23 protein-coding genes, 1 other RNA gene and 1 riboswitch are annotated in these 24,311 nt (G+C 41.7%); of the genes, 7 read left to right on the forward strand and 17 right to left on the reverse strand.

Annotation, left to right across the window (positions count from 1 at the left end):
- Positions 1 to 67 precede the first annotated feature (67 nt).
- Positions 68 to 255, reverse strand: a non-coding RNA gene (gene ssrS / locus E2R53_RS09250) — 6S RNA.
- Positions 256 to 339: 84 nt separating this feature from the next.
- Positions 340 to 666: an MGMT family protein gene (locus tag E2R53_RS09255; RefSeq protein WP_133311485.1), complete on the reverse strand. Its 327-nt coding sequence runs from the start codon at positions 664 to 666 to the stop codon at positions 340 to 342.
- Positions 667 to 1,049: 383 nt separating this feature from the next.
- Here E2R53_RS09255 and E2R53_RS23540 point away from each other — a divergent pair, with 383 nt between their 5' ends.
- Positions 1,050 to 1,181 (forward strand): hypothetical protein, encoded by a 132-nt coding sequence (locus E2R53_RS23540; RefSeq protein ID WP_263596909.1) that lies wholly within the window; start codon positions 1,050 to 1,052, stop codon positions 1,179 to 1,181.
- Positions 1,182 to 1,522: 341 nt separating this feature from the next.
- Here E2R53_RS23540 and E2R53_RS09260 read toward each other — a convergent pair whose 3' ends face one another.
- The 5 genes from E2R53_RS09260 to queC form a co-directional block, all read right to left on the reverse strand.
- On the reverse strand, positions 1,523 to 1,723 hold the full coding sequence (locus E2R53_RS09260; RefSeq protein ID WP_070876230.1) for a cold-shock protein: 201 nt from the start codon (positions 1,721 to 1,723) through the stop codon (positions 1,523 to 1,525).
- A 184-nt stretch (positions 1,724 to 1,907) separates the two neighbouring features.
- Positions 1,908 to 2,405: a preQ(1) synthase gene (gene queF / locus E2R53_RS09265; RefSeq protein WP_070876276.1), complete on the reverse strand. Its 498-nt coding sequence runs from the start codon at positions 2,403 to 2,405 to the stop codon at positions 1,908 to 1,910.
- 20 nt (positions 2,406 to 2,425) lie between these two features.
- On the reverse strand, positions 2,426 to 3,154 hold the full coding sequence (queE, locus tag E2R53_RS09270) for a 7-carboxy-7-deazaguanine synthase QueE (protein WP_133311486.1): 729 nt from the start codon (positions 3,152 to 3,154) through the stop codon (positions 2,426 to 2,428).
- Positions 3,151 to 3,588, reverse strand: a complete 438-nt coding sequence (gene queD / locus E2R53_RS09275) for a 6-carboxytetrahydropterin synthase QueD (RefSeq protein ID WP_133311487.1) — start codon at positions 3,586 to 3,588, stop codon at positions 3,151 to 3,153. Before queD ends, queE begins: the two co-directional genes overlap by 4 nt.
- Complete coding sequence (queC, locus tag E2R53_RS09280) at positions 3,585 to 4,247, reverse strand: 7-cyano-7-deazaguanine synthase QueC (RefSeq protein WP_133311488.1); 663 nt, start codon at positions 4,245 to 4,247, stop codon at positions 3,585 to 3,587. The genes queD and queC overlap by 4 nt, the downstream gene beginning before the upstream one ends.
- Positions 4,248 to 4,390: 143 nt before the next feature.
- A riboswitch (PreQ1 riboswitch) is annotated at positions 4,391 to 4,435 on the reverse strand.
- A 93-nt stretch (positions 4,436 to 4,528) separates the two neighbouring features.
- On the opposite strand from queC, the gene E2R53_RS09285 reads away from it, so the two are divergent.
- Entirely contained in the window at positions 4,529 to 5,824 is a 1,296-nt protein-coding gene (locus E2R53_RS09285) for a DUF2254 domain-containing protein (protein WP_133311489.1), read from the forward strand.
- 112 nt (positions 5,825 to 5,936) lie between these two features.
- Here the strand turns inward: E2R53_RS09285 and E2R53_RS23545 are convergent, their stop codons facing one another.
- From E2R53_RS23545 to E2R53_RS09295, 3 genes are all read right to left on the reverse strand, one after another.
- Positions 5,937 to 6,062 (reverse strand): DUF6254 family protein, encoded by a 126-nt coding sequence (locus E2R53_RS23545; RefSeq protein WP_223441513.1) that lies wholly within the window; start codon positions 6,060 to 6,062, stop codon positions 5,937 to 5,939.
- An 89-nt stretch (positions 6,063 to 6,151) separates the two neighbouring features.
- On the reverse strand, positions 6,152 to 7,495 hold the full coding sequence (locus E2R53_RS09290; RefSeq protein ID WP_133311490.1) for a hemolysin family protein: 1,344 nt from the start codon (positions 7,493 to 7,495) through the stop codon (positions 6,152 to 6,154).
- Between the two features lie 356 nt (positions 7,496 to 7,851).
- On the reverse strand, positions 7,852 to 8,904 hold the full coding sequence (locus tag E2R53_RS09295; RefSeq protein WP_133311491.1) for a YkvI family membrane protein: 1,053 nt from the start codon (positions 8,902 to 8,904) through the stop codon (positions 7,852 to 7,854).
- Between the two features lie 1,430 nt (positions 8,905 to 10,334).
- On the opposite strand from E2R53_RS09295, the gene E2R53_RS09300 reads away from it, so the two are divergent.
- On the forward strand, positions 10,335 to 12,407 hold the full coding sequence (locus tag E2R53_RS09300) for an ATP-dependent Clp protease ATP-binding subunit (protein WP_133311492.1): 2,073 nt from the start codon (positions 10,335 to 10,337) through the stop codon (positions 12,405 to 12,407).
- A 27-nt stretch (positions 12,408 to 12,434) separates the two neighbouring features.
- Here E2R53_RS09300 and E2R53_RS09305 read toward each other — a convergent pair whose 3' ends face one another.
- Positions 12,435 to 13,076 carry a VOC family protein gene (locus tag E2R53_RS09305; protein WP_133311493.1) on the reverse strand — a complete coding sequence of 214 codons (642 nt, stop codon included), beginning with the start codon at positions 13,074 to 13,076 and terminating at the stop codon, positions 12,435 to 12,437.
- 126 nt (positions 13,077 to 13,202) lie between these two features.
- Positions 13,203 to 14,897, reverse strand: a complete 1,695-nt coding sequence (locus E2R53_RS09310) for a M3 family oligoendopeptidase (RefSeq protein ID WP_133311494.1) — start codon at positions 14,895 to 14,897, stop codon at positions 13,203 to 13,205.
- A gap of 163 nt (positions 14,898 to 15,060) precedes the next feature.
- Here E2R53_RS09310 and motA point away from each other — a divergent pair, with 163 nt between their 5' ends.
- On the forward strand, positions 15,061 to 15,852 hold the full coding sequence (motA, locus tag E2R53_RS09315; RefSeq protein ID WP_133311495.1) for a flagellar motor stator protein MotA: 792 nt from the start codon (positions 15,061 to 15,063) through the stop codon (positions 15,850 to 15,852).
- Positions 15,845 to 16,600, forward strand: coding sequence for a flagellar motor protein MotB (motB, locus tag E2R53_RS09320; protein ID WP_133311496.1), 756 nt, complete (start codon positions 15,845 to 15,847; stop codon positions 16,598 to 16,600). Before motA ends, motB begins: the two co-directional genes overlap by 8 nt.
- 550 nt (positions 16,601 to 17,150) lie before the next feature.
- Here the strand turns inward: motB and E2R53_RS09325 are convergent.
- Entirely contained in the window at positions 17,151 to 17,600 is a 450-nt protein-coding gene (locus E2R53_RS09325; protein WP_133311497.1) for a MarR family winged helix-turn-helix transcriptional regulator, read from the reverse strand.
- A gap of 90 nt (positions 17,601 to 17,690) precedes the next feature.
- Positions 17,691 to 19,256 carry a bifunctional metallophosphatase/5'-nucleotidase gene (locus tag E2R53_RS09330; protein ID WP_133312239.1) on the reverse strand — a complete coding sequence of 522 codons (1,566 nt, stop codon included), beginning with the start codon at positions 19,254 to 19,256 and terminating at the stop codon, positions 17,691 to 17,693.
- 178 nt (positions 19,257 to 19,434) lie between these two features.
- Between E2R53_RS09330 and E2R53_RS09335 the strand changes: the two genes are divergently transcribed.
- Positions 19,435 to 20,940 carry an ATP-binding protein gene (locus E2R53_RS09335; protein ID WP_133311498.1) on the forward strand — a complete coding sequence of 502 codons (1,506 nt, stop codon included), beginning with the start codon at positions 19,435 to 19,437 and terminating at the stop codon, positions 20,938 to 20,940.
- 40 nt (positions 20,941 to 20,980) lie between these two features.
- Here the strand turns inward: E2R53_RS09335 and E2R53_RS09340 are convergent, their stop codons facing one another.
- The gene (locus E2R53_RS09340; protein ID WP_133311499.1) at positions 20,981 to 21,928 is read right to left on the reverse strand and encodes an aldo/keto reductase family protein; all 948 of its coding nucleotides are present in this window, start codon (positions 21,926 to 21,928) and stop codon (positions 20,981 to 20,983) included.
- A gap of 281 nt (positions 21,929 to 22,209) precedes the next feature.
- Here E2R53_RS09340 and E2R53_RS09345 point away from each other — a divergent pair, with 281 nt between their 5' ends.
- Positions 22,210 to 22,941 carry a ZIP family metal transporter gene (locus E2R53_RS09345; RefSeq protein ID WP_133311500.1) on the forward strand — a complete coding sequence of 244 codons (732 nt, stop codon included), beginning with the start codon at positions 22,210 to 22,212 and terminating at the stop codon, positions 22,939 to 22,941.
- A gap of 47 nt (positions 22,942 to 22,988) precedes the next feature.
- On the opposite strand, the gene E2R53_RS09350 is transcribed toward E2R53_RS09345, so the two are convergent.
- Together E2R53_RS09350 and cbpA are read right to left on the reverse strand one after the other, a co-directional pair.
- Positions 22,989 to 23,237, reverse strand: a complete 249-nt coding sequence (locus E2R53_RS09350; protein ID WP_286166131.1) for an aspartyl-phosphate phosphatase Spo0E family protein — start codon at positions 23,235 to 23,237, stop codon at positions 22,989 to 22,991.
- A 402-nt stretch (positions 23,238 to 23,639) separates the two neighbouring features.
- Entirely contained in the window at positions 23,640 to 24,296 is a 657-nt protein-coding gene (cbpA, locus tag E2R53_RS09355; protein WP_070876000.1) for a cyclic di-AMP binding protein CbpA, read from the reverse strand.
- Positions 24,297 to 24,311 lie beyond the last annotated feature (15 nt).

Consider the following 24,311-nt stretch of genomic DNA (forward strand, 5'->3'; position numbering starts at 1 on the left):
TGTTCAAAGACTGCCAAATATAAAAAAACCAGCTCCTGAGGCAGGAACTGGTTTTAAATGTTTAAAGAAAGAAGCCACAATTGCCGTAACTTACGTAAGAAAGTTTTAAACCACCACTTCTCAAAGTGGGTGTTTGCAGCAGCTTTCCTGTCTTCCTCAGCAAATGGAGGCATGACATTTCAGATGCGATATAAAACTCCCTATTACAGCTTAAAGGTTAAAACTTAATTATCATTACGTACAATGCAGCTTGTATTAGTATATTACAACATTATGCTGCAGCGGTCAACCGGAAAGTTTCGCTGCTCAAAGAAAACTTAACAGCAGTTTTCAGCTCATTTACCATGCGTCTTCTTCCGTCCCGGGATCATAGATCCACCGCTCCAGATGCAGGTGATAATCACTGATAAAAGAAATGCCTTCATCTTCTAATAATTTTTTCTGCAGTCTGCAGGATTCTGTTCCCTTCATGCCGATTCCCCCTTTGGAATTGATAACACGATGCCATGGGAGGTGATGCTTTTCACTCATTGAGTGAAGAATGCGGACAACCTGCCGCGCCCCTCTGGGCTGGCCTGCGCACCTGGCAACTTGTCCATACGTCATCACTTTGCCGGGAGGTATCGATTTTATGATAAATACCGCTCTTTGCGTAAAAGTCTCCATACAAAATCCCCCTGTGTACTTATTTTCTTATATGATAAACTAAACACAAAATACATTTCACTACAAACAGAGAGGGTGCTGATCATGGCGAAAAAAATCCAGATACCATCAAATCTCTTAACCCATCACTATAATCAGAACGAAAAGTCCGAAGTGAAGATTGTTACACCTTAATATGAACTGAATCCAGATGAATATTTTTCTGAAGAACTGTCTAAGCATTTAAAACAGAAGCGATGGAGCTTTTTTATTCATATGTACGCAAAGCAAACCGCACTGCAGGCGAGAATGAATTTGTATTTAAGTAAAAGCATGTTGTCCCGCCTCGTTTCGAGTTATAATAGAACCAAGGTCGAATCTCTATGAAATAGGATGGTGACTATATGAAAAACCGAGACAAGCGTCAAAAACGCAAGCGTGACATGCTGAAGGATTATATTAAAAGCAGGTTAAAGAATTTAAAGCCAAAAACGAGCAAGTCACCCGTATCAAATCACCAATCAGGACGCAAATAATAAATAATCATTTTTTATTAGGTTATCCTGCTTAGCTGTGCTAAAATGAAAGCAACCATTTAACAAAGCTTGTAACATGATACCTCCCCCTGCTCAGAGAATCTGAGCGGGGGTTTTTAATGTTTGGGCCGCTTCACAGCACTTCTCTATTGACCGTTCTGCTTTATAAGCCTTCCGCTTACCGCTTCTTATTAACCGTATAGCCGTTTTCACCGCACATTCAATGCTCTCGCATTAAAATCTGATTAATACTCTCACACGTTTACATCCTGCGTTACTATAAAAATGCATACAAAAAAACAGCCTCTATAAAAGAGACTGTTTTATATGTCAGCTTAAAATTAAGCTTTTTGAACGTTAGTTGCTTGAGGTCCGCGTTGACCTTGCTCTACGTCAAATGTAACTGCTTGGCCTTCGTCTAAAGATTTGAAACCTTCGCCTTGAATAGCTGAGAAATGAACGAATACATCTTCTCCGCCTTCGCGCTCGATGAATCCGAATCCTTTTTCTGCGTTAAACCATTTTACTGTACCTTGTTCCATTGTTGTTGCCTCCTCGTATGCTTCAGCATACATTGTGTTACTATCCTTGCTCTCATTGATAACAAAAGGTGAAAAGTTTTAGCACTTGTTCTTTCCTTGCGTACCGAACAAAAATAATTCTTAATAAATATAACATGGATTAATTTAAAAAGCAAATTATGCCCGAAAATAATTTCGGAATTTATCAGCGATTGTCGATTTTCTCCGGATACATATCATGATTCATCATGCGGTGCTCCGCCATTTGTTCGTATTTTGTACCTGGTTTTCCGTAGTTTGTATACGGATCGATTGATATTCCGCCGCGCGGAGTGAACTTGCCCCATACTTCGATATATCTTGGGTCCATCAGTTCAATCAGATCGTTCATGATGATGTTCATGCAGTCTTCATGGAAGTCTCCGTGATTGCGGAAGCTGAATAAATAAAGTTTCAATGATTTGCTTTCCACCATTTTTTTATCAGGAATATAGCTGATATAAATAGTTGCAAAGTCAGGCTGTCCTGTTTTTGGACAGAGGCTTGTGAATTCCGGGCAATTAAACTTTACAAAGTAATCGCGGTTTTCGTGTTTGTTATCAAATGATTCTAATATGTCAGGGCTGTATTCGAATAAATAATTTGTTCCCTGATTGCCAAGTAATGTTACATCGGTTAATTCTGAATCTTGTCTTCCAGCCATAATCAGCCTTCCTTTCTTAATTAAACTCCTCTTTTATTTCCCCATACAAGGGTGTGCAGCTGCGGCAGTACGCGCGCATTATTTAAGCCTTCTTCTGATACAGCCCGGTCAATCAGCCACTCATACCTTGTCAGCAAATGAGAAATTAACTTTCCATCATCCGGTTCGTGAACCAGATCATTTCCCACCTGAAGGTAAAATGGGATTTCCGGGTATTTCAGGTGCACCATTTTTGCAAACTCCAGATCCTGCTCATCAAAGACAACTACTTTTAAACTTGCATGATAAAGACGGTTTTTTCCCCTTAGATAGAGAATAATTTCATCTAATTTAGTGAAGTCAGTCTTCATGCCTGAGCTTGGCGGCTTTGGAGAAATCGTTAAATCATCAATTTGATCGAACCAGGGCTGCAGACGGCTGCCCTGTGTTTCAATCGCCACTTTTACATTCTTTTCGTGAAGAAGATCAATCAGTTCATTCAGGTTCCCAAGTAAAGCAGGATTTCCGCCTGAAATGGTCACGTGAGAAAAATGGCTTCCGCCAAGTGCGAACAGCTCTGTCCAAATTTCTTCGGCTGTTAGTTGTCTAATGTCATCTTTAGCAGATCCATCCCATGTGAAAGCAGAGTCACACCAGCTGCAGGAATAATCACACCCTGCCGTACGGACAAACATTGTTTTTTGGCCGATAACCATCCCTTCACCCTGGATCGTCGGGCCGAAGATTTCTAATACAGGAAACTTTTTCATCCGTTTTTCACCTGCTTTGGACGGTACATCACATAGCTAGTTGGTGTTTCACGGACGAAAACACCGACACATTTTGGCTTGTGTAAAAGGGTATCCAAATGCTGCTGAATGATTTCATAGATCGTGCGCGCCACTACTTCAGTAGTAGGGAATTTATTTGGATCCTTGTCATCAAATACTTCATTTTCATTGAGAATCGTATGGTCAAAGCGGTCGTGCACGAGCTGCTTGATATGGGCAAAATTAATGAGGAACCCGGACTGATCAAGCTCATCGCCCGCAACCGTGACATTTATAAAATACGTATGCCCGTGCAGACGGCGGCATTTGCCCGCTTCATCATTCGGCACATAGTGAGCCGCAGATATCTGCATATCCTTGTTCAGCTCATAAGAATACGGGTGGAGAGTTTGCGGATACATTTGCTGAATCATTGCGCCTCCCCTCCTTTTGCGGACAAATATTCATCAAGCCCTTTTTTCCTTAAGTGACATGCTGGACATTCTCCGCAGCCTTCTGCGATAATACCGTTGTAGCATGTGAGCGTTTTTTCTCTTACATAGTCCAGTGCACCGAGTTCATCTGCAAGCTTCCAAGTTTCCGCTTTATCGATCCACATTAGCGGTGTATGAATGACAAATTGATCATCCATCGCTAAATTGATGGTGACGTTGCATGATTTCACGAACACATCGCGGCAATCGGGATATCCGCTGAAATCTGTTTCACAGACTCCTGTCACGATATGTTTTGCACCGATCTGTTTAGCAAGCACAGACGCAAACGTCAGGAACAGAAGATTTCTGCCCGGTACAAAGGTTGAAGGAAGTTCGCCTTCCTTATGTTCAATTTCAATATCATCTCTTGTAAGAGCATTAGGTGCCAGCTGATTTAAGAGGGACATGTCCAAAAGATGGTGCCTCACTCCAAGATCATCTGCAATCGCTTCTGCCACTTCTATTTCAAGCTTGTGGCGCTGATTATAATTAAATGTAACCACTTCAACTTCTTTAAATTGCTTCACGGCCCAAAATAAGCATGTCGTGCTGTCCTGACCGCCGCTGAAGACAACGAGCGCTTTATCATTTTTCATCTATATGTCCTCCTCATTCGAAGAGAGCATTCTTTCACAACCCCGATGTGAAAATCGGCATAAGAAAAGACACCCTGAACTTTTTCAGAAGTGTCTAGCATGTAAAATCCCCAACTAAAAACTATATCTCACTCGGATACAGTTCATACTTAGTTTTTTATAGAGGGTTGTGCTAGAACCTCTCCCGCACAAACTGCGCGGAATTTATCAATTTTTTTACCGTTCATACTATACCACGAACGGCCAGACACTTCAATCTATTTTATACAGGGGGACAGCTCATGCCTATTAAAAAGATTCTCGTCAAAGTGAAATCAAATTTTTGGATCACACCGGCAATCTACGCCGTTCTTTTTTTCATTCTTGCAGTACTGAGTATAACAGGAGACAGATATCTTGCAGAAAACGGTTATTTCAAGTATATTCCATCTGTCTTTTTAACAGATAAAGAACTTGCTCATACCATTCTCAGCGCTACTTCGACTTCGCTTTTAACGATGACAACGATTACGTTTTCGTCGGTGCTTGTCGTCCTGACAACGTTCCTTGCTAATTTTTCGCCGCGGACGCTGCACAATTTCAACTCAGATTCCAAAATCCAGCGGGTGCTTGGAGTTTTTATCGGAGGCTACATTTATTCCCTCGTCCTCCTGAATCAAGTGAGGGAAAATGAAACAAGCAACGATTTTATCGTACCGACCCTGGCGATTATCGTCGCCTTTATATGTGTCGGCATGTTCGTTTTTCTCATCCACCATATGACGGAATGGATAAAAGTCGGCAACGTGATCTCCAATATCACAAAAGAAACCCTTTCTTCTATAGAAGACAAAAAAAGAACAGACGATCCTGAAGAAGATTTCTCATTAGATAAAGAAAAAACAGTTGAAGTAAAAAGCAGGTATGAAGGCTACATTCAGGATATTGCCATGTCAGAACTGATTGACTTTGCGGAAAAAGAGCAGCTTGTCATCTCGTTTACTAAAGATCAGGGGGATTATGTCGATGTGGATACACCTTTGCTGCTGGTCTCATCAGAAAGTGAGTCTTTAGATGAGGATGAACTTCTTAAATTTATCACCTTTAACACAGATCATGAGTCCAAAAATGATATTGAGTTCGGCATCCAAAAAATTGCCGAGATTGCGCTTAGAGGCATTGCACCCGGGAAAAATGACCCTGAGACTGCGATTGCATGTATGGAACACCTGGCCCAGATTTTGACGAAGATCGGAAAAAATCATTCCCCTTCGCCTTATCATCGCGACAGCGGGAATCAAATCAGGATTGTTCTGCCTAAACCAACATTCACCGACTACTTATATGAAAGTTTTTATCAGATCCGTCACTACGGAAAAGAGGATGTCTCCGTTATGGCTTCTGTACTGAAAGCATTAATTTTGGTGGCAGAAACGAACCGGAATGAAATAAAACAAGAGGTTTGGGAGTTTTCAGCCTACATTTATGAAGGTATTAAACAGGAGGATTGGCTCAGCCTTGATAAAACCATGTTAAATAAACAGCTGAAAAAGCTTGCGAACGCATGCGGCAGAGAAGAAACAGAACGAATCTTATAAGAAAAGCGCAAGCACACTCCTCAGTCAGAACGGATCAGTTAGACAACGAAGCGCAAAACCTTATTGTAAGCGAAGAGAAGGAATCCGCAATATTCGGATTCCTTTTTTCTGGCTACTTTTTGTTGTTTTGCGTGCCTTCCTGTTCGAGCTCTTTAAAAGACTTTACTTTGCCATGCTCATTTTGTGATTCTTTGCGGATGTCCCATTGTCTCTGCTTTTGGCCTTTTGATTGAGTCATATTAACGGTCTCCTTTAATTATGAGATTCAGGCTTATTTTATCCTCAGACGCTGATTTTTACGCAAAAAAAGATGCTGGAAAAAGCATCTCATTGTGAGGCAGCGATCCCCTTTTGAAGGATAGGGGAACTATCCTCCTTTTTTTTTCGGGTCATCTCGAGATAGCGGATATGGTGGTTTTCCATGTCCTTCACTTTAAACGTAAAGGATCCGTATTCAACCCGTTCCCCTTTTTTTATATCGTATTTCTCAGTCAGCATCCATCCGCCGATTGTATCTACATCTGTGTCTTCCATTTCAAGTCCGAATAAATCGTTCAGTTCGCTTATTAATACCTTTCCATCGATCACATATTGATCATCCGTAATTTTTTGGACTAGCGGCACTTCATCAGCATCAAATTCATCCCTGATTTCGCCTACGATTTCCTCTAATATATCTTCAACTGTTACAAGCCCTGCGGTTCCGCCGTATTCATCAATCAGAATGGCCATATGAATGTGCTCTTTTTGCATTTTAAGCAGAAGTTCTTGAATCGGCACGGAATCGATTACTTGAATAACAGGCCTAATATACGTTTTTAATGAAAAAAGATCCGTTTGTTTTGATTGAAATAAGTCCGTAAAAATTTCTTTTATATTCACCATTCCGATAATATGGTCTTTATCGCCGTCAACAACGGGATATCTTGTATATTTTTCACTTTTGATGATCTTCAAATGCGACTGCAGCGTCTCTTCAATATCAAGTGAGACGATTTGCGTGCGGGGCACCATAATTTCTTTCGCTATGCGGTCATCAAACTTAAAAATTTTATTCACATATTTGTATTCCGATTGATTGATCTCTCCGCTCTCATAGCTTTCAGACAGGAGAATTCTTAGTTCTTCCTCACTGTGTGCAAGCTCATGCTCTGAGACCTGCTTCATTCCAAAGAAGCTCGTCAGAAGCCGTGCAGAGCCATTTAATACCCAAATGACTGGATACATGAGACGGTAAAAAGCCATTAACGGCTTCGAAAAGGTGAGCGTAATTCGCTCTGCTTTTTGAATCGCTACTGTTTTTGGCGCAAGCTCCCCCACCACTACGTGAAGAAATGTGATGATGGCAAAAGCGATGGCAGCTGAGAAAAAATGAACACCTGAACTCGGCATGTCGAACCTTTCAAAAACAGGATGCAGCAGTCTTCCAATTGCCGGTTCCCCAAGCCACCCGAGCCCGAGTGCTGTAATGGTGATCCCAAGTTGGCAAGCTGATAAATATTCATCCAGGTTATCCGTTACTTTCTTAGCTGATAATGCCTGCTTATTTCCTTCTTCAATCAGCTGATTAATGCGGGAACTTCGAATTTTTACAATTGCGAACTCCGATGCTACAAAAAAAGCAGTGGCAGCAATTAAAATCGCAATAATGAACAAATTCACTATGTCCAAATAAATTCCCTCTTCCGCCAAAGACGAAAAAGGAGTCACCTCCTATATAGAAAAGCGGAATCGCCCGTTTAGCCCCGACAGGCAGATAAGAATCCGGCAGAAAAGTCCGGGTTTGACTTTTCTGCTGGATTTGTTCTGACCGAGGGGCTGGGCGGTGGAGCTAGACAACGCCCACTTTGTAAGAGCCCATTCAGTCATGACAATTTTTTTAAAAACACAAAACAGATTTTTAAAATTCAGATAATATTAAAAACATCATAATATGAACAACTTCAGCAGTCAAACTGGAAATATGTCAGTTTTCTTCATAATTATGATGATAATCAAGCCTTTATGTTTAAATTGTTTGATTATTCTTACTTTTTCAGCGTTTTATTATCAGGATGCGGGGTTTTCCTGACCATCATTAACACCAGAAAGATGATGCTCATATAGCCAAAGATCGGATAGAGAATGGCAATCAGAGAGCTGTAGCCAATTTGACTGACGAAATAAGCTCCGCTCAGCAGGATGAGGATAATGACCATCCTTGGGATTGGAATCACCCGGACCAAATGGCGTTCAAGACCGAATAAATTACCGATGACTGACGTGAAAACTTCCCCGTAAATGACCATTATATATATGAAGAAGAAGGAAAACACAGAGGCTTTCATCACTTCAGCCATTGGGATATCATACGTAATCACATCAGGAAGCGTAGACAGAGCAAAATGGCTGCTGAGCAATATAAATGTGAGGGTTGCCCCGCCAACGATTCCACCCCACTTTACAACACTCTCATCTTCAATCTCCTGAGCAAGGGGAACAAGAACGGCCTCAGCCATCGCAAGATTAAAAGCCGCATAGGAAATTGCTGAAATGATCCATTTAAATGAAGGAGAATGGTGAAGCTGAAAAGATGAAAACGTATGGGCATCAAAAGATGATGCCGCCACAAGCACACTGAAGAGAATTAAAAGCGGCACGACAATAATATTGACGCTAAACAGCCCTTTGGATCCGAATGACATGGCGATGAGTGTCAGCACTATGGTCAAAAGAACGCCAAACTGCCTTGAATATTCGAGCTGCTCCTCAAAAATAGCCCCTGCACCAGACAGCATAACGGATGTTACACCGAATAAAACAATCAGCATAAAGAGATTAATAATAAATCCAAACGATTTTCCAAATAGAAACAGATTTAAATCCTGGTACGATTTTGCCCCGATCCGTTTTGAAATAATCATCATCTTTGCACCAAGATGCATAAAAAAATAGCCGCATATTAAAATACCGAGTATGCCAAACAGACCATACTGCGTAAAAAATTCTACTATCTCCCGTCCAGTTGCAAAGCCAGCCCCGACAACCGTTCCGACATATACAGCTGCGATTTGAACAACCTGAAACCATCGATTCTTCATCTTCTACCCCCGTTACGATGAATGCGTTAGCTGAACTCTTACCTATGTATATGAGACAAGGTGTTAAGAAAGAAGTACAACCTGAATGCGGTTCAGTCGGGTTTGCAGAAGCCTTCAATAATTGCCGCATATGCGATTTTGATGCACTTGCCTCGTGTTGAAGTTTATAGTAAGTGCTGCATATACAGTTTTGGAGCACTTGCCTCGTGTTGGAGACTATAGTAAGTGCTGCATATACGGTTTTGGAGCACTTACCTCGTGTTGAAGTTTATAGTAAGTGCTGCATATACGGTTTTGGAGCACTTGCCTCGTGTTGAAGTTTATAGTAAGTGCTGCATATACGGTTTTGGAGCACTTGCCTCGTGTTGAAGTTTATAGTAAGTGCTGCATATACGGTTTTGGAGCATTTACCTCGTGTTGGAGACTACAGTAAGTGCTGCATATACGGTTTTGAAGCACTTGCCTCGTGTTGGAGCTTACAGTAAGTGCTGCATTCGCAGTTTTAAAGCACTTGCCTCGTGTTGGAGCTTACAGTAAGTGCTGCATTCGCAGTTTTAAAGCACTTACACCTCGTGACGGAGCCTATAGTAAGTGCTGCATTCGCAGTTTTAAAGCACTTATTTCGTTACGGAGCCTATAGTAAGTGCTGCATTCGCGGTTTTGAAGCACTTACACCTCGTGACGGAGCTTATAGTAAGTGCTGCATTCGCAGTTTTAAAGCACTTACCTCGTTACGGAGCCTATAGTAAGTGCTGCATTCGCAGTTTTAAAGCACTTACCTCGTTACGGAGGCTACAGTAAATGCTGCATTCGCAGTTTTAAAGCACTTACCTCGTTACGGAGCCTATAGTAAGTGCTGCATTCGCAGTTTTAAAGCACTTACCTCGTTACGGAGGCTACAGTAAGTGCTGCATTCGCAGTTTTAAAGCACTTACCTCGTTACGGAGGCTACAGTAAGTGCTGCATTCGCGGTTTTGAAGCACTTACACCTCGTGACGGAGCTTATAGTAAGTGCTGCATTCGCAGTTTTAAAGCACTTACCTCGTGACGGAGGCTATAGTAAGTGCTTTATATACAATTTTGAAGCACTTACCTCATGCCGAAGCCCACATTTAGTGCGGCAAACTTGGTTATGTTGTACTTATCAAGTGTCGGAGCCCAGATAATGTGCTGCCTATGCGGTTTGAAGCAAAATAGATTGTGGGTCACCTTTATTGTAGTATTTACTTTTCAGCCCTGGTCCTAGCGTTGAAGCAGATCAGATTATCAACTTGTGAACAGGTAACTTGAAAATTTTTTAAGCAAAATACTTGAAAGTCAAATAAGGTCAAACTATAATATGAATCAAGATCATCCAATGAGGTGATTTTTTACTACCTTAATTAGTCAAAGATAGTCAAATTCAAATTATCTATCAGGAGGTTTTCACTATGCTATGTCAACATTGTCAAGCTAAGAAAGCATCTGTTCATTTAACTCTTCAAATTAATCAGGAGCGTCACCAAGTAATGATTTGCTCTGATTGTTATGGACGATATAGAAGCTCTGTTCCAAGCGGAGGATTTGGTCCAGTACCTCCATCACAGCCGTTTCAGCAAGGAAATGCGGAAGGTCAAATCCAAAAACAAGGCAGCGGCGGTCTGCTTGACCAGCTTGGCCGCAACTTAACGCAGGCGGCAAAAGCCGGAGTCATTGATCCTGTTATCGGCAGAGATGCAGAGGTCGAACGATTAATTGAAATTCTGAACAGAAGAAACAAAAATAACCCCGTTCTAATCGGTGAACCGGGTGTCGGCAAAACAGCTGTAGTTGAAGGCTTTGCCCTTAAGATTGCAGAAGGCGATGTGCCTGCCAAGCTGAAAAACAAGGAAGTTTACTTGCTTGATGTGGCTTCGCTTGTTGCAAACACAGGCATACGCGGTCAATTCGAAGAAAGAATGAAGCAATTGATTTCTGAGCTTCAGCAAAAGAAAAATATTATCCTATTTATCGATGAAATTCATCTTCTCGTTGGCGCAGGTTCAGCTGAAGGATCAATGGATGCCGGCAATATTTTAAAACCTGCCCTTGCACGCGGCGAGCTGCAGGTTGTCGGTGCGACGACGCTAAAAGAGTACCGCCAAATCGAGAAAGATGCAGCGCTTGAACGCAGATTCCAGCCTGTCATGGTGTCTGAACCGTCTCTTGAAAAAGCCGTTGAAATCTTAAAGGGCATTCAGGATAAATATGAAAAATACCATGAGGTGACATATACCGAAGAAGCCATTAAAGCGACTGTCACATTGTCAAACCGCTACATTCAGGACCGTTTCTTGCCTGACAAAGCGATTGACCTGCTGGATGAAGCCGGGTCGAAAAAGAACCTTCAAGCAGGCGGCGGCGAAGACATCAGCGGACAGTTAGCTGAAATCGCCAGAAAGAAAGCTCAGGCTACGAAGGAAGAAAATTACGAGCTTGCTGCAAAATTGCGCGATGAAGAGGTCAAGCTTGAGAAAATGCAGACACCTGTCAAAGCTGTAGTCGATCTTGCAGATATTCAGGCAATCATTGAAAAGAAAACAGGCATTCCAGTCGGGAAGCTGCAGGAAAACGAGCAGGCTCAAATGAAGAACCTTGAGGCCAAGCTTTCCGGAAAAGTAATCGGCCAGGACGACGCGGTTAAAAAAGTAGCCAAAGCGATACGCCGCAGCCGTGCAGGATTGAAATCAAAAGAACGGCCAATAGGATCCTTCCTCTTTGTCGGACCAACAGGTGTCGGTAAAACAGAGCTGACGAAAACACTTGCGTCTGAACTATTTGGTTCCCGCGACTCTCTTATCCGTCTTGATATGAGTGAATACATGGAGAAGCATTCGATCTCTAAAATCATTGGGTCCCCTCCCGGCTACGTCGGCCATGAGGAAGCTGGACAATTATCCGAAAAAGTCCGCCGAAACCCTTACAGCATTATCCTGCTTGATGAAATTGAAAAAGCACATCCTGATGTGCAGCACATGTTCCTTCAAGTGATGGAAGATGGAAGATTGACAGACAGTCAGGGCCGAACTGTCAGCTTTAAAGATACTGTTATTATCATGACGAGCAACGCCGGCATCGGCCACAAGAAAGTCACAGTCGGATTTGGAAACAATGAAGCCTTAAACGAAAGTTCTTTATTAGACTCTCTGGGCTCATTCTTTAAACCGGAGTTTCTGAACCGTTTTGACAGCATCATTGAATTCAAATCACTTGAAAAAACGCATCTTCTTGAAATCGTCGACATTATGCTTGATGATCTGAAAGCAACATTGGCTGAGCAGAAAATAACGCTCATCATCACAGAAGATGCAAAAGAAAAAATCGCTGAACTCGGCTATCACCCTGCATTCGGCGCACGTCCGCTCCGCAGAGTGATTCAAGAGCATGTAGAAGATTCCATTGCTGACGTGCTGCTTGAAAGCAATGAGATGACAGAACTTGTTGTAAAGCTTTCAAATGATAAAATTTCTGTAGAAGCTAAATAAGCTTAAAAGAGTGCTGATTCCGAGAATTCAGCACTCTTTTTTTGCACTAATTTTATATGGATAAACAGGATGGCTGTACTCAAACTCTGCCTTATCCCCGACTTCAAGAACTATCGGATGAATCTCTGAACCTCTTTGTGTCGGATACCAATGCCTTCCTTCTTTCACCACCACGAGAGAACCGTCAACATTCCCGTGAAAAGAGAACAAATCAGATTCACACTCAAACTGATTCGCCAAAAAAGCCAAGCTCCTCCGCATTTGTTCAACGTTGTCACACGGCAGCCCGACTTCCACGATGTCCTGCCATTCTAATAGATGATCCGGGACCTCATCCTTCCTTTCAAGCATTTCAAGCACATTGCCTTCCGGATCATGAAAGTACGCCTGCTTTCCTTTCCAGTACAAGCTCACTTCCCCTTCTTCGGAAGGGAGCAGAAGACTCTCCAATTCCTGAAACATGACATCAAAAAAAGGTTCATTCGTTCTAAAACATAAATGATAATAGGACCGATTCTCTCCTTTAAGAAAGGTTAATCTGCTTAAACCAGCTTTTACAGTAAAACGATCCCTTTTTTCATCTATCAATCTCATTTTCAGAATATCCGAGTAAAATGTTTTCATTTCTTCAAGATGTTTGCACTCTAATATGACATGCACAAATTTCATTTTCATTTCTCCTTTCTTTTCTTCATTTTAAAAGAAGAGCCATGATTTGAATTCAGTCTTTGTACGGATCATTTATCCATCTTACCTACGAAAAAAACCGCCAGCATATGCTGACGGCATTTTCCATTATAGGTTTTTGTCATCCACGTTCTCAAGCCACTCTCGAATGTCGCCTGTGACAGATTGCACACATCCATCTTCGAAAGGTGAGATCAGGTTTGCAGTCTTTACTAATTCAAGGAAAGACTGGCTTCCCCCCTGTTTGCACAGGTGCAGATAATCTGCCCATGCCTGTTCTTTATTTTCATGCATCTTTTTCCAGAACTGCAGGGCACAAATTTGAGCGAGTGTGTAGTCAATATAATAGAAGGGAGAATTAAAGATATGTCCCTGACGCTGCCAGAATCCGCCTTCTTCCAGGAACTCGTTATCCTCGTAATTGCGGTGAGGCAAGTATTTCCGTTCAATCTCTCTCCATGCCTGTTTCCGTTCCTTCGGTGTGGCCTCAGGATTTTCATAGATGAAATGCTGGAACTCATCGACCGTTACGCCATACGGCAAGAATAAAAGTGCACCGCTTAAATGGCTGAATTTATATTTCTCTGCATCTTCCTTAAAGAAAGTGTCCATCCACGGCCAAGTGAAAAATTCCATGCTCATAGAATGAATTTCACACGCTTCATGCGTCGGGAAATGGTATTCAGACAAATTAAAATGACGGCTCATATATACTTGGAATGCATGTCCTGCTTCATGCGTCAAAACATCTATATCCCCGCTTGTTCCGTTGAAATTTGCGAAGATATAAGGCGCTTTATAATTCTCAATATATGTGCAGTATCCTCCGCCTGCCTTTCCTTTTTGAGCAAGCAGATCCATAAGGTTCCGTTCAATCAGGAAATCAAAGAACTCATTTGTTTCAGGAGACAGATCTTCGTACATCTTTTTCCCGTTTTCGATAATCCACTCTGCATCTCCTTTAGGAGTAGCATTTCCAGTTGTAAATTGAAGCTTCTCATCCGGGAAAGCAAGAGTATCAAGTCCTAAGCGTTCCTGCTGGCGTTCTCTTAATCTAGTTGCCATCGGAACAATGTGTTCTTTAATCTGATCACGGAAGTTCTTCGCCATGGCTGCATCAAAATCAATGCGCTGCATTCTTTCATAGCCAAGCTCTACAAAATTCGCAAAGCCTAATTTCTTTGCAATGAGTGTCCGGACTTTTACGAGCTTGTCAAAAATCTCATCCAGCTTTTCTCCATTTTCAGCATAAAAGCCGAAGTATGCATCAGATGCACGTTTTCTTGTGTCGCGCTCTTTAGATTCCAGCAGCGGTTCAAGCTGGGCAAGTGTGTACTCTTTTCCATCAAACTCAATTTTTGCGGAGGCAACAAGCTTCGTATATTCTGATGCAAGTTTGTTTTCTTTCTGCAAATCTTCAAGCACTTCAGGAGAGAACGTTTTCAGCTGTGCATCAGCAAGCGCAAAAAGCTGTTTTCCGTATTTCGCTTCCAATTCATTGCGGAAGTTTGAGCTGACAAGCGCTTTGTAAAACTCGGTATCCATTGCTTTGAAATGCGGTTCAAATTCGTCAAGATAGTCCTGTTCTTCTTTGTAAAACTCATCATTTGTATCAATCGTATGGCGGATGTAGCAGAGATTGAAGGCTGTTGAAAGATTGCCGCGGATGACATTCAGCTGATCAAGCGCCTCTTCCTGCTTTTCTAAGCTATCTGCCTGCTTAAATAATTCAAGCGCCTCATGAAATGCTGCTTCAACCTCTTCCTTAACAGGTCTTTTGTATTCGTATTCCTGAAATTTCATATGTATTTCCCCACTTTCTTAAAAAAATGACTTGCCCCTCCTCTTTATTCGAGAAAAAAGTCCTGATTCCTCTCTTTCTCTTTTCATTCTGCTCTTAAAGTTCATAAAAAGATGACGATATAAACAGTAACAAAACGTAACGAAAGAAAGATTTGGTGAGAGTATGGATAAAACGTCGCTTATTGGATTAATTTTAGGCCTTGTTGCCGTTGGTGTCGGCATGTTTATGAAGGGTGTAAGCCCTGCTGTTTTATTAAATCCGGCTGCTTTGCTGATTATAATTGCGGGTACCATTGCAACAGTAGTTACCGCATTTCCCACAAGCGAGATTAAAAGAGTGCCAAAGCTGTTCGGCGTCATTTTTAAAGAACAGCAATCACACAGCATACAGGAACTGATTCCGATGTTTTCCGAATGGGCTCAGGTTGCTAGAAAAGAAGGACTGCTTGCTCTTGAAGCGAAGATTTCAGATGTTGAAGATCCTTTTTTAAAGAACGGGCTGAGCATGGCTGTTGACGGACAAAACGCTGAATTTATCCGCGATGTCATGACGGAAGAAATAGATGCCATGGAAGAACGCCATTTAGCTGGCGCCTCTATCTTTTCACAGGCGGGCACGTACGCTCCTACTCTTGGGGTACTTGGAGCAGTAGTCGGATTAATCGCCGCTCTTTCCCATATGGATAATACGGATGAATTAGGAAAAGCAATTGGAGCCGCCTTTGTGGCAACGCTTATGGGGATTTTTACCGGTTATGTCCTTTGGCACCCTTTTGCAAATAAACTCAAAAGAAAGTCGAAGCAGGAAGCAAAAGTAAAATACGTCATGATCGAAGGAGTGTTATCCGTACTAGAAGGGCAAGCTCCAAAAGCGATTGAACAAAAGCTTGCCACCTATCTTCCGGCACACGAAAGAAAACAGCTTTTCGCGGAAGGAGAGAGTCTGGATGGCTAGAAAGAAAAAAAAGAAACATGAGGAAGAGCATGTTGATGAATCCTGGCTTTTGCCCTACGCCGATTTATTGACGCTATTGCTTGCCCTCTTCATTGTCCTCTTTGCCATGAGTTCAGTAGACGCCCAGAAATTCCAAATGCTTGCCCGGGCTTTCAACAGCACATTTACAGGCGGAACCGGCGTCCTTGAATACCCAAGTCCAACCCCTGACGGTGAAATGGAAAAACTTGATCAGGAAAAAGAAAAGAATCCGGACAAAGAAAAACAGGAAACTCTTGAGCAGGAGAAATTAAAAGAAATTCAACAAAAAGTGAATGCCTACATAGCGGCAAACAGTCTTGAAATGAAATTAAAGACCACGCTGACAGATGAAGGACTTCTGATTACCATTTTAAATGATATCTTTTTTGACTCAGGCAATTCTGACATCCGCAAAAAAGATGAACAGCTGGCGAAGGAAATTTCAAAACTTCTGATCATGAATCCCCCGCGGAATATCATCGTCAGCGGCCATACAGACAACGTGCCGATCCAAAACGCGGAATATGAATCCAACTGGCACTTAAGCGTGATGCGCGCTGTCAACTTCATGAAGCTTTTGCTTGAAAATGAAAAGCTTGATCCAAGAGCATTCTCTGCAAAAGGATTTGGTGAGTACAATCCAGTTGCAGACAACAAGACGAAAGAAGGCCAGCAGAAAAACCGCCGCGTTGAGATTTTGATTCTTCCGATTGAACAGAACCAGTGAAAAGTGTCCGTTAGAGGACGCTTTTTTTGTTTGCTTAATTAAGTGTAATTGCCGGTGAGCAACCCAATTAAACGGGGTTTTGTATCCCCATTTTCCAGAATTGAACCGAATTGTGGATTCATACAGGGGTTTTGATTCCTTTTTTTCAAGTGGAATCATATGGGGGCTCCGTTTCCCCTTTTTCCAGAATGGAATCGAATTGTGGAATCATACAGGGGCTTTGTTTCCTCTTTTTCCAGAATTGAACCGAATTGTGGAATCATATGGGGGCTCTGTTTCCCCTTTTTCCAGAATGGAATCGAATTGTGGAATCATACAGGGGCTTTGTTTCCTCTTTTTCCAGAATTGTTCCGAATTATGGAATCATATGGGGGCTCTGTTTCCCCTTTTTCCAGAATGGAATCGAATTGTGGAATCATACAGGGGCTTTGTTTCCTCTTTTTCCAGAATGGAACCGAATTGTGGAATCAAAAAGAACAGAAAAAAGCAGCACGGAAAACTGGTCGTTTTTCTGTGCTGCTTTCATTTTAAAAACTTATCGGACAGTCTCTCAATCCTGAAGATCCCGGGCATGATAGCCGACCTTTTTGATTAAATCAATGACAGTCTGCTTTTCTTCTGATGTGAGGACGCCGACAATTTCGTCTAAGCGCTCTTGATGCGATGGGAAAATACTCTCGATCAGCTGCTTTCCTTTATCCGTTATTTGGGCAAAGGTAACTCGGCGGTCTTTGTCACATGCTTTTCGGACCAAGAGTCCTTTTTGTTCAAGCTTGTCGACCACATATGTGATGCTCCCGCTTGCTAAAAGAATCTTCCCGCCGATTTGCTGCAGGGGCTGTTCTCCCTTATGATAAAGAAGCTCAAGAACGGCAAATTCAGTCGGATTGAGCCCGAAGCTTGAGATGTGCTTGTTTACTTGATCATTAATCGCGCGGTGCGCACGGGATAAAACAATAAATAATTTTAACGATTGTTCAATTTGCTGTTGATCTTTCATTTTCATCAATCCTTCGATAACTAAATATCTTGAATTCTAAATAATAATGATACAAAATGGATGCTGAAATGTCAATATGACCAATGAATCTTATGAGCATATGACCTTCCAATTCGGATTTAGAGATGCTTGTACTACTTTTTTCTCCAGTAAATAGTTCGCGATCAGCTCAGACATATCAACAGGTACTTCTTTGATGACTCTTTTTCCTTTAAACATGGTGTATTCTCCTCCGCCTGAGGCCCGGTAGTTATTCATCACTACGTCATAGTCGCCCTCAAGATCAAGCGGTTTCCCATTTTTCAGAAGAACCACGGTCCGTTTGCCGATTGGTTTTGAGACATCAAGTATGTACTCAATTCCGTCCCACATGTCATAGTTATAATGCTGGGGCTTCGGGTCCTGAAACTTCGGATTCACAATGACTGCGCCGTCCTCCCCGCACATAAAGTATGAAGCTGAACGTTCAAGTGCCGCTTTAATATCGCTTCCTTTTAAACGAAGGACCTTTAATGTGTTTGGGTAGATATAGTTTGATACAATATCCCGCATGGTCGGGTTTTCAGGAAAGCCTCTTGATGCATTGTCAAAAAGAGCCGTGTTTGAGATATCAGTACCTGCTGCATCCATTTGTACCTTATTAATAAATTCAATAAAAGCTGTTTTCTCCATCCGGGCAGCGAAAGGGTCTTTAATCTGCATATTCCCTGTGATTTTTCCAATTGGCTGATCCAGCCACTTTTGTGTTTCTTTTTCGAAAGGCTGAATCAGCTCAACGATACTCTGATCAGTTTCAATCAAGCTCAGGTCTACAAGCTCTGGCTTTTTCGATTTAATACAAACTCCGTTGTTATCAATTTCAAAGGTTACGTCAATCTTCCCGGCAAATCGCCCATTAAACCCAGGCTGTATAACTGTTACTCCATTTAATTCCCCAGAAATGGACCGGTGCTGATGTCCGGTGAGCAGCACATCTATCCCATCAATCTCATGGCAAAACTGATAAGCCTGATTTTCGCCGGTCAGTGCTTCTGTCGGCTCTCCAGTTTCAAGATTTCGTTCAAAACCGCCATGGTATGAGACAATCAGCAGGTCAGGCAGCTCATTCTTTCTTATGTAATTGGTCCAATACTTGGCTGATTCGAAGGCATCGTGAAAGGAAAGCTTTTCAATATGCTTCGGGTCCTCCCAGTTCGGGATATAATGGGTTGTTACCCCAAGCACTGCGACCTTTACGCCGCTGTATCTTTTCACTATATATGGTTTGCCGAATAGAGGCTCGCCGTTTTCTAAGATATTAGCTGACAGCCATGGGAATTCAGATTGCCCGGCAGCTTTTTTAAAAAAATCACTGCTGTAATTGAACTCATGATTGCCGATTACTGCCGCATCATATCGGGCCGCATTCATTGCTGCAATGACAGGATTCTGCTGATCTGGAGCTTTTTTTGCATAATAATACGTAAGCGGGGTTCCCTGGATGCAATCTCCATTATCAATGAGAAGGACGTTTTCACATTCGGTTCTCTCTTTGTTAATGATGGTTGAAATTTTTGCAAGACCCAGGCATTCTTCCTCGTTTGTACTGTAAACAAGCGGAAGAATATGACCATGTAAATCACTTGTCTGCAAGATCGTCAATCTCACTGTTTCTATGAGAAACCCCTCCCTTTTCTTTCCATCATACCTAACTTTCAGGTTCTCTACAATAGAAGAAAATAGGTTTAATGGCAAAGCGTTTTCTTTCCTTCTCTCCTAGTACATTCCAATTAAATGGTTTATAATTCGTATAGTATGCTCATAACCGGGCAATCTCTTATTTGGGGCGATAACTTTGCTGAAAGATCCTAATAGATTTAAAAAAGCATCGATCTACTTTATGATCGTGCTGATTCCATCCTTATTTATCAATACATTCATTTATTATTACCAAAAAGATAAAATCATGGACTCCCATCGCTCTGAAGCAGCTTTTATGATCAACGTTCATAAAAATCAGATTGATAGTTTGATTCAGGATACCAAAGCAAGACTGGAATCAATGGCGCTTGTTCTTGAAGAAGAAACGGACATGGATAAAATTCAGCGTGTGCTGACACAGGCTCATGATCAGGAGCCCCGTTTTTCAGGTCTTTATTTTGCCCATGAAAATGGCGACATTTCAGCAGGTTCCTCGCAATTGAGGAAAACCGTCAACCTAAAGCACCGCGCTTTTTTTAAGAGTGCTCTGGCCACAAAACAATCGACAGTATCAGATGCCTACTTCGGAAATATTACAGGTGATTATATCGTTTCGATTTGCACACCGATTTTAGATGAGAATGGCGAAGTGGCGAACTTATTAGTCGCAGCGCTAAAAGTAGATTATCTGCAGAATATCATCAACGTCATCAGTCCGAGACTGAATATTAAAGTAGTAGATGACAGCAATCAAGTTCTATTTGCGACCAGTAACGAAAATGAAGCATCCAAAATTGAGCCGGTGCGGGTTTACCTTGATCAGATTTCCTGGAGGCTTGAGGGAACGCCAGATTCGGAGATGAGCCGAGATCATGTAAAAGACATCATGATTTACATGCTGATCACGTTCGGAATTTTAAACATCATTTTTATTCTCATTCAAAATTTCCTTTTAAAAAGAAAAGCTCAGATTGAACAAAGTCAAATGGATGCTCAAAAAGTGGAACTTGTCGGAATGTTGGCAGCAAGCACTGCCCACGAAATAAGAAATCCGCTGACAGGTGTAAAAGGGTTTATTCAGCTTTTGCAGGAAAAATACCAGGACTCTGAAGATCAATTTTATTTCTCTGTCATCGATAAAGAGATTCAGCGCATCAATGAAATTGTCAGCGAGTTTTTAGTGCTTGGAAAACCGACTGCGCATCACCACGCCGACCACGATCTAAATGCGATTGTGCTGGAACTATCCCCTCTTCTCGGGTCAGAAGCCAACCTTTATAATGCAGAAATGGATATCCGGTTATATAAAGAACCCCTGTTCATCAATTGCACCAAGGATCATATTAAACAGGTGCTGCTGAATTTAGCAAAAAATTCATTAGAAGCAATCGAAAAAAATGAAGGCAAATTAACCATTGAAGTGCAAAAACAGGGTGATTTCGCGGTGATTAAAGTAACCGACACCGGAAAAGGCATACCAGAGGATGTCATCTCAAAAATCTTTCACCCCTTCTTTACTATGAAAGATACCGGTACAGGCCTTGGACTAGTTGTGTGCAAGCGCATCATCTCCATGTACAAAGGGACAATTGCCATTGACAGTGAATTAAATAAAGGGACAGAAGTGACTATTACTCTTCCATTATCCGAAAAAGAGTGAAAAGCATCTGCTTTTCACTCTTTTTGTTCATATGTAAACCTCAGCTTGTGATGATCTCTTCAATACGCTGCAGTGCACTATACCCTAATGCAACGTCCGAAGCCTTCGCGTTTTCGATGATCTGCTCAGGGTGAGAAGCACCGACAAGCGTGCTTGCCACGTTATGCTGCCTGAGCGTCCACGCAAGGGCAAGCTGTGCAAGTGTGATGTCGTGTTCCTTTGCTAGCTGATCGAGAAGCTCCACTTTTCGGTTCACCATGTCATTCAGGATTTTTTTCATCCAAGAATTCATGTTTTCACCTGATGCACGGCTTCCTTTAGGGATTAACCCTTCTTTATACTTCCCAGTTAAAATCCCTTGGGCGAGCGGTGACCACACGACTTGTGATACTCCTGCGTTTTCGCACATTGGAATGATTTCTTCCTCAATATCCCGGTGAAACATATTGTACTGCGGCTGATTGACGACAATCCGGTCGAGCAGATAGCGGTCAGACACACTCATAGCTTCCTGTATCTGCGCAGCTGTCCATTCACTTACTCCTGCATACAGAATCTTTCCCTGGCGGATAAGATCATCAATGGCCCTCAATGTTTCATCAAGCGGTGTCTCCTGATCATATCTGTGACAGTAAAAAATATCGACATATTCGAGATCCATCCGCTTTAAGCTTGCATGAACCTGTTCCATAATATGCTTTCTTGATAACCCCTTATCGTTCGGACCGTCACCCATTGGCCAGAATGCCTTTGTCGTCAGAACATATGAATCCCTCGGAAACGATTTAAGTGCCCGCGACATAACAATTTCTGCTTTTCCGCGCTCATACACATTGGCGCTGTCGAAAAAATTAATTCCTGCTTCATATGCCTTATGAATAATTTCTGCCGCTGACTTCTCATCAACTGTTTTTCCGAATGTCAGCCAGCTTCCAAGACTGATTTCACTTACCTTTAACCCCGATCTGCCTAGCCTTCGATAGTGCATCCCTATTCCCCCTGCTGTACGTGATGAAATACCTTTGTCTTTAACTTATCAGAAATTTCAAAAATCGTAAAGGAAGAGAAGTGTTCACCTTTCGACAAGAAGCGACATGTCGATACATTTCCTTCTTAATCTTTTTCATTATTAACAGAAATCCATCCTATTGCTGAAAATAATGGCCACATATGGCGAAAAAACAAGAATGAATGCTTTTCCTATCTTTTTTTGTTTTTTTTCGGCTATAATATGGCTAATACATACCATGCAGGAAAAGGAGTTCAACCATGACTGAGGTTTTAATCGGAAGTACATTATCAGCTCTGGCAACAGGAATTGGAGCTCTTCCCATTTTGTTTCTTCAAAAATCCATTACGCACAGATGGAGAGATATCCTGCTCGCCTTTACAGCTGGCATCATGATGGCTGCATCTATGATGAGCCTGCTTCCCGAAGCATTGAGCCAGGGAGGCGTTTTTCAGGTTTGTGCTGGTCTTTTTCTGGGAGTGCTCGTCTTGACAACACTTGAAAAGAAAATTCCCCACATCGACCTTGAGCATTCAAAATACGGGATTGAGTTTGACCAGAAAGCCATGCTGATCATTGCTGCCATCACCTTGCATAATTTGCCTGAAGGGTTATCTGTCGGGGTAAGCTACGCATCTGATCAAAGCGAAACCGGAAATTTAATTGCTTTCGCCATCGGGCTTCAAAATGCTCCAGAAGGGTTTTTGGTCGCCCTGTTTCTTATACACCAGAATATCGGCAAATTCAAAGCCCTGCTTATAGCGACAATGACAGGGGCTGTCGAAATTGTCACTTCCCTGCTGGGTTACTACTTGACTTCAATTGTAGAAAACCTCGTTCCTTATGGTCTTTCTTTTGCAGCGGGAGCCATGCTGTTCATCATCTATAAAGAGCTCATTCCTGAAAGCCACGGGGACGGGAACGAGAGGAATGCGACCTATTCATTTATTCTCGGTATTCTCTTTATGATTGTGTTGATTGAGACTTTATAAAATGACATCTTTCAAAAAAAACCTAATACTCCATGAGTATTAGGTTTTTATATCGTCAAGCCGTCCCTTGCTGTCCATTTCTTCATAGACTCAATAAATTGAAGGAAAGGGGGATTTGTTCTGTTTTCTTCTTCAAAAAGAATTTGCTGATATTTATTTAGGAGCATGTCCAATTCCTGACTGCACTGAACGGCGCTATCACACGTATACCCGCCTACTCTTGCTGAATCGATCATTTCCTTGCGTTTAGAGTCAATACTCGCCAATAATTGAGACTTGCTCATTTCAATTGTCATTTTCTTCCCTCCGCCTCATCTCTTAAGTATCTATATTGGGAATAAATATACTTATAAAGTATTACAGATACTTCTAAACTTGTAAATAGATTAGCAATACTCGACAATATTCACGCCTAAAATTATGACAATTTTGTTAAAAATAGATAAGATACCTCGTTTTACCCGATTTAAAAAGATATAAAACCACGAAAAACATATTTTTTCATGTTTTTATAAAAAGCTGTTTTCACATAAATTGTTGTTTTTGATGATAAATGTTGCCCGTTCCTTTCCGCTCCACTAATGGTTTTAAACATCTAGTCTAAAAGCAGCAATATTTATGAAAAGAGCCATATAAAAAATAAAAAACAGACCAATATTTCCGGTCTGCTTTTCACAATTTATTATTTAAAAATAATCTTACTGCTTCGTCAGCACTTTTTCTCCTAAGTTCACATCATCTACAGAAGTTACCCGGAAATCTTTATCTTCCAGCTTCTTAATGATTTTGTTCAGCTTTTTTTCTGAAACGTCATGTGAGAGATTGATGATGATTCTTCTTAAGTATGTATCCCCGTTGTCGAGCGTAAGCAAGCCTTCGATGTTTACATCTTTAATAGTTGAAACAAGCTCCTTGATGGCTCCTTTATGCTCTTTCGTGCCGACTGTCAGAATATATCCGCCTGTCTTCATGCCAAACGAATCCTCAAGAACATCCATGACGTTGCCATGCGTAATAATGCCGGAAAATTCTTCTTTCTCATTCAGCACCGCTAAAAATGGAAGACGTCTGATGGTAAGGAATGTCTTAAAGAAAGAATCCTCTTCATAAATAAATGCATCCGGATCCTGAATCAGAGACTCAATCGAATCCTCGTCCTTGCCCTGCTTTTCTACATAATGATCAAGAAGATCCACCTTATAGATTAACCCGGCAAAAGCTGTGCCATTCTCTTTGAGCACCGGAATGCTCCGGTATCCTGACTCCTTCAGCAATTCATAAGCTTCCTTTACAGTGCTTTCTGCTTTACAGTACCTGACATCCTCTTTTTTTACGAAATTGTAGCGAATCTTCATCTTTGCAATCCTCCC

Source organism: Peribacillus frigoritolerans (assembly GCF_004358755.1).
Classification (GTDB): Bacteria; Bacillota; Bacilli; order Bacillales; family Bacillaceae; genus Bacillus_P.

What these genes read in the sequence shown, in the direction of transcription:
- E2R53_RS09255 (WP_133311485.1), bottom strand. Translation starts at nt 666, where the DNA reads ATGGAGACTTTTACGCAAAGAGCGGTATTTATCATAAAATCGATACCT.
- E2R53_RS23540 (WP_263596909.1), top strand. Translation starts at nt 1,050, where the DNA reads ATGAAAAACCGAGACAAGCGTCAAAAACGCAAGCGTGACATGCTGAAG.
- E2R53_RS09260 (WP_070876230.1), bottom strand. Translation starts at nt 1,723, where the DNA reads ATGGAACAAGGTACAGTAAAATGGTTTAACGCAGAAAAAGGATTCGGA.
- queF (WP_070876276.1), bottom strand. Translation starts at nt 2,405, where the DNA reads ATGGCTGGAAGACAAGATTCAGAATTAACCGATGTAACATTACTTGGC.
- queE (WP_133311486.1), bottom strand. Translation starts at nt 3,154, where the DNA reads ATGAAAAAGTTTCCTGTATTAGAAATCTTCGGCCCGACGATCCAGGGT.
- queD (WP_133311487.1), bottom strand. Translation starts at nt 3,588, where the DNA reads ATGATTCAGCAAATGTATCCGCAAACTCTCCACCCGTATTCTTATGAG.
- queC (WP_133311488.1), bottom strand. Translation starts at nt 4,247, where the DNA reads ATGAAAAATGATAAAGCGCTCGTTGTCTTCAGCGGCGGTCAGGACAGC.
- E2R53_RS09285 (WP_133311489.1), top strand. Translation starts at nt 4,529, where the DNA reads ATGCCTATTAAAAAGATTCTCGTCAAAGTGAAATCAAATTTTTGGATC.
- E2R53_RS23545 (WP_223441513.1), bottom strand. Translation starts at nt 6,062, where the DNA reads ATGACTCAATCAAAAGGCCAAAAGCAGAGACAATGGGACATCCGCAAA.
- E2R53_RS09295 (WP_133311491.1), bottom strand. Translation starts at nt 8,904, where the DNA reads ATGAAGAATCGATGGTTTCAGGTTGTTCAAATCGCAGCTGTATATGTC.
- E2R53_RS09300 (WP_133311492.1), top strand. Translation starts at nt 10,335, where the DNA reads ATGCTATGTCAACATTGTCAAGCTAAGAAAGCATCTGTTCATTTAACT.
- E2R53_RS09305 (WP_133311493.1), bottom strand. Translation starts at nt 13,076, where the DNA reads ATGAAATTTGTGCATGTCATATTAGAGTGCAAACATCTTGAAGAAATG.
- E2R53_RS09310 (WP_133311494.1), bottom strand. Translation starts at nt 14,897, where the DNA reads ATGAAATTTCAGGAATACGAATACAAAAGACCTGTTAAGGAAGAGGTT.
- motA (WP_133311495.1), top strand. Translation starts at nt 15,061, where the DNA reads ATGGATAAAACGTCGCTTATTGGATTAATTTTAGGCCTTGTTGCCGTT.
- motB (WP_133311496.1), top strand. Translation starts at nt 15,845, where the DNA reads ATGGCTAGAAAGAAAAAAAAGAAACATGAGGAAGAGCATGTTGATGAA.
- E2R53_RS09325 (WP_133311497.1), bottom strand. Translation starts at nt 17,600, where the DNA reads ATGAAAGATCAACAGCAAATTGAACAATCGTTAAAATTATTTATTGTT.
- E2R53_RS09340 (WP_133311499.1), bottom strand. Translation starts at nt 21,928, where the DNA reads ATGCACTATCGAAGGCTAGGCAGATCGGGGTTAAAGGTAAGTGAAATC.
- E2R53_RS09345 (WP_133311500.1), top strand. Translation starts at nt 22,210, where the DNA reads ATGACTGAGGTTTTAATCGGAAGTACATTATCAGCTCTGGCAACAGGA.
- E2R53_RS09350 (WP_286166131.1), bottom strand. Translation starts at nt 23,237, where the DNA reads ATGACAATTGAAATGAGCAAGTCTCAATTATTGGCGAGTATTGACTCT.
- cbpA (WP_070876000.1), bottom strand. Translation starts at nt 24,296, where the DNA reads ATGAAGATTCGCTACAATTTCGTAAAAAAAGAGGATGTCAGGTACTGT.